Raw genomic sequence first — 3183 nt, forward strand, 5'->3', positions numbered from 1 at the left:
GTCGGCGCTGCGTGCTGTGCTGACGGCGCAGGCGGTCGAGCCTCGACTTCAGCATCTTGATGCGTTCGCCGATCAGGCGGCGGTCGGTTTCCAGCTGCGTTTCGCCGGGGCCGCGCAGGCCGATACCGCCCTTTTGCCGCTCGAGGTGAGTCCACGCGCGAACCAGCCGGGTCGCCAGGTATTGCAGCTGTGCGAGCTCGACCTGCAACTTGCCTTCGTGGCTGCGTGCGCGCTGCGCGAAGATGTCGAGGATGAGGCTCGTCCGATCCACCACGCGCCGGTTAAGCGCACGCTCCAGATTGCGTTGCTGGGCCGGCGCAAGCGCGTGATTGAAGATGACGATTTCGATGTCGTTGGCTTCGCATGCAAGCCGCAATTCTTCGGCTTTGCCGCTGCCCACGAACATGGCGGCATCGGGGCTGGACCGGCGGCCGGTCAGGGTGACGGCGGGATGCGCACCCGCGCTGGATGCGAGAAGGCTGAGTTCTTCGAGGCTGGCTTCGAAGTCGGTCTTGCCGAAATCGATGCCGACGAGCGCTGCGTTGATCAAATTGTCTGATGTCAAGATAAAGTGGCGGGCATCGGTCGCACGCGGCGACCGATGCCCGCCGCGGCGATAGGTTAGGACGAAGCTTCAGCGTCCGGATGGAAATTCACCGGGCGCGCCGGCACGACCGTCGAGATGGCGTGCTTGTAGACCATCTGGGTCACCGTATTACGGAGCAACACGACGTACTGGTCGAACGATTCGATGTTCCCTTGGAGCTTGATGCCGTTGACGAGATAGATCGAAACGGGAACGTGCTCTTTACGCAGTGCGTTCAAAAACGGGTCTTGTAACAATTGCCCTTTGTTGCTCATGGCGTACTCCATCTTCTGTTTTGCAGGTTGATCTGGATTGGCGGCGAAGAAAAAGAAATCCGGCGCCAATCGCTACACTATAGCCGATTTTGCTCGCCCCGCCCGGCGCTGGCCATTCGGCCTGGCCCTTGCAGCAAGGGCGCGACGGGCGGCGACGAACAGTACTCAGCTCTTGTCCGCGTACGGGTTGTGCGACGAACGGAACTCTATGCGCAATGGAGTCCCCGTCAGGGAGAAAGTTTCGCGGAAACGGTTTTCCAGATAACGCTTGTAGGAATCGGTGACCGCATCGAGCGCGTTGCCGTGGATCACGATGACCGGCGGATTCTGGCCACCCTGGTGCGCATAGCGCAGCTTCGGACGCACCGGCCCGCGACGGCGCGGCTGCTGGAATTCGACCGCCTCGATCAGCGCGCGCGTGAGCTTCGGCGTCGGCAGCTTCGCCATCGCGGCCGCGTACGCGTCGTCGACCGAACGCATCAGCGCGCCGATGCCGGTCTTCCTGGCCGCGGAAATGAAGTGGAATTTCGCGAAATCGAGGAATTTCAGCTTGCGGGCCAGATCCGCCTTCACGCGCTCGCGTGCATGCTCGTCCAGACCGTCCCACTTGTTCACGCCGACCACGAGCGCACGCCCCTGCTCGACGACGAAACCCGCAATGTGCGCGTCCTGGTCGGAAATATCCTGACGCGCATCCAGCAGAAGAATGACGACGTTCGCATCGGCGATCGACTGCAGCGTCTTCACGACCGAGAACTTCTCGACCGCCTCGAATACCTTGCCGCGACGGCGCAGGCCCGCCGTGTCGATCAGCGTGTAGTCCTTGCCGTCGCGCTCGAACTCGACGTAGATCGAGTCACGCGTCGTGCCGGGCATGTCGAATGCGATCACGCGGTCTTCGCCGATCAGCGCGTTGACGAGCGTCGACTTGCCGACGTTCGGACGGCCGACGATCGCGATCTTGATGCCGTGCGACGCCTTCTCCTCGTCCTCTTCCTCCGGCTGGCCCGCGTACGCGACGTCGAGCGCCTCGTTGATCATGTCGGTCACGCCGTCGCCGTGCGCGGCCGAAATCGCGCGTGGATCGCCGAGCCCGAGTTCGTAGAAATCGGATGCGACCGCCGTGTACTTCATCCCCTCGGCCTTGTTGACGACGAGGAAGATCGGGCGGCCGGTCTTGCGCAGATACTCGGCGATCGATTTGTCCTGCGGCGCGAGCCCGTTGCGGCCGTCGACGACGAACACGACGGCGTCGGCTTCCTCGACCGCCTGCCGGGTCTGACGCGCCATTTCATGCAGGATGCCGTCCTTTGCGACCGGCTCGAAGCCGCCCGTGTCGACGACAAGATAGGGGCGCTCGCCGACCCGCCCCTCGCCATAATGGCGATCGCGAGTCAGGCCCGGCAAGTCGGCCACCAGCGCATCGCGTGAGCGCGTGAGCCGGTTGAACAGCGTGGATTTCCCCACATTGGGGCGCCCAACGAGGGCAATGACCGGTTTCATTTTGTCTTGTCTACGGTAGAGCGCAGCAGCGGGAGGCCCGCTGCTGCGGGCGGCTGCGCTGAGTGAAAATTATCACGATTTTGCGCCGCACTGGATGCGCGCGCCAGGCACGCGGTGCGCGCCGTCAATCTTTCGTTTCTGATTGCCTTCCAAATACCGAGCGGCCGGGAACACCGGCCGCCATCATTCGCGCCGGTGCGGCTCGTGGCGAGTTCGCCCGCGGCGCCGCACCTGCGCTCGTTGCGCGTCAGCGCGGACGGAAGCCGTACAGGCCGCCGTCCTTGGTCTGCACGACGAGCGTGTTGCCCGCGAGAACCGGCGCCGCCGTGATCGGGCTGCCGTCGGTCTTCATCCGCGCAATGAACGCGCCGTCTTCGCGCGACAGGAAATGCACGTAACCCTGATAGTCGCCCATCACGAGCGCACGGCCCAGCAGGTACGGCACGCCGACGTCGCGGCTCTTCAGTCTGTCGTTGCGCCACAGCATATTGCCGCTGGCAGCATCATACGCCGTCACGACCGACCAGTCGTCGCCGCCGGCGACAACCGCATCATCCTGCGCCAGCCCGCTGCGGCTCGAGAATGGCTTCTCCCACAGCGGCCGTCCCGAGTTCGCATCGAAGCAACCGATCTGCCCCTGGAACGTCACCGCGCATGCTTGCGCGCCGACGAGCGTCGGCGGACCGCTGACGTCGTTGATGCGCTCGACTTCCGTGACGCCCTTCGGGAACGACACCGGCGTCTGCCAGAACGGTTCGCCCGTCTGCAAATTGAGCGCGACGAGACCGCCGCCCGGGAATCCCGCGAGCACGGCGGCAT

The 3183-nt window shown here is 64.2% G+C and carries 4 protein-coding genes; all 4 read right to left on the reverse strand.

Going from position 1 to position 3183, the window contains the following annotated elements:
• Positions 1-550: GTPase HflX (gene hflX, locus KH616_RS23360; protein ID WP_292252356.1), on the reverse strand; the 550-nt coding region annotated here is incomplete at its 3' end.
• Positions 551-621: 71 nt separating this feature from the next.
• Complete coding sequence (hfq, locus tag KH616_RS23365) at positions 622-861, reverse strand: RNA chaperone Hfq (RefSeq protein ID WP_006399927.1); 240 nt, start codon at positions 859-861, stop codon at positions 622-624.
• A 165-nt stretch (positions 862-1026) separates the two neighbouring features.
• Positions 1027-2364: a ribosome biogenesis GTPase Der gene (gene der, locus KH616_RS23370; RefSeq protein ID WP_292252353.1), complete on the reverse strand. Its 1338-nt coding sequence runs from the start codon at positions 2362-2364 to the stop codon at positions 1027-1029.
• Positions 2365-2611: 247 nt separating this feature from the next.
• On the reverse strand, positions 2612-3183 hold a 572-nt coding region (locus KH616_RS23375; RefSeq protein WP_292252355.1), incomplete at its 5' end, for a PQQ-binding-like beta-propeller repeat protein.

Origin of the sequence: Burkholderia sp., from assembly GCF_018375725.1 — a bacterium.
In the GTDB taxonomy this organism is placed as follows: domain Bacteria; phylum Pseudomonadota; class Gammaproteobacteria; order Burkholderiales; family Burkholderiaceae; genus Burkholderia.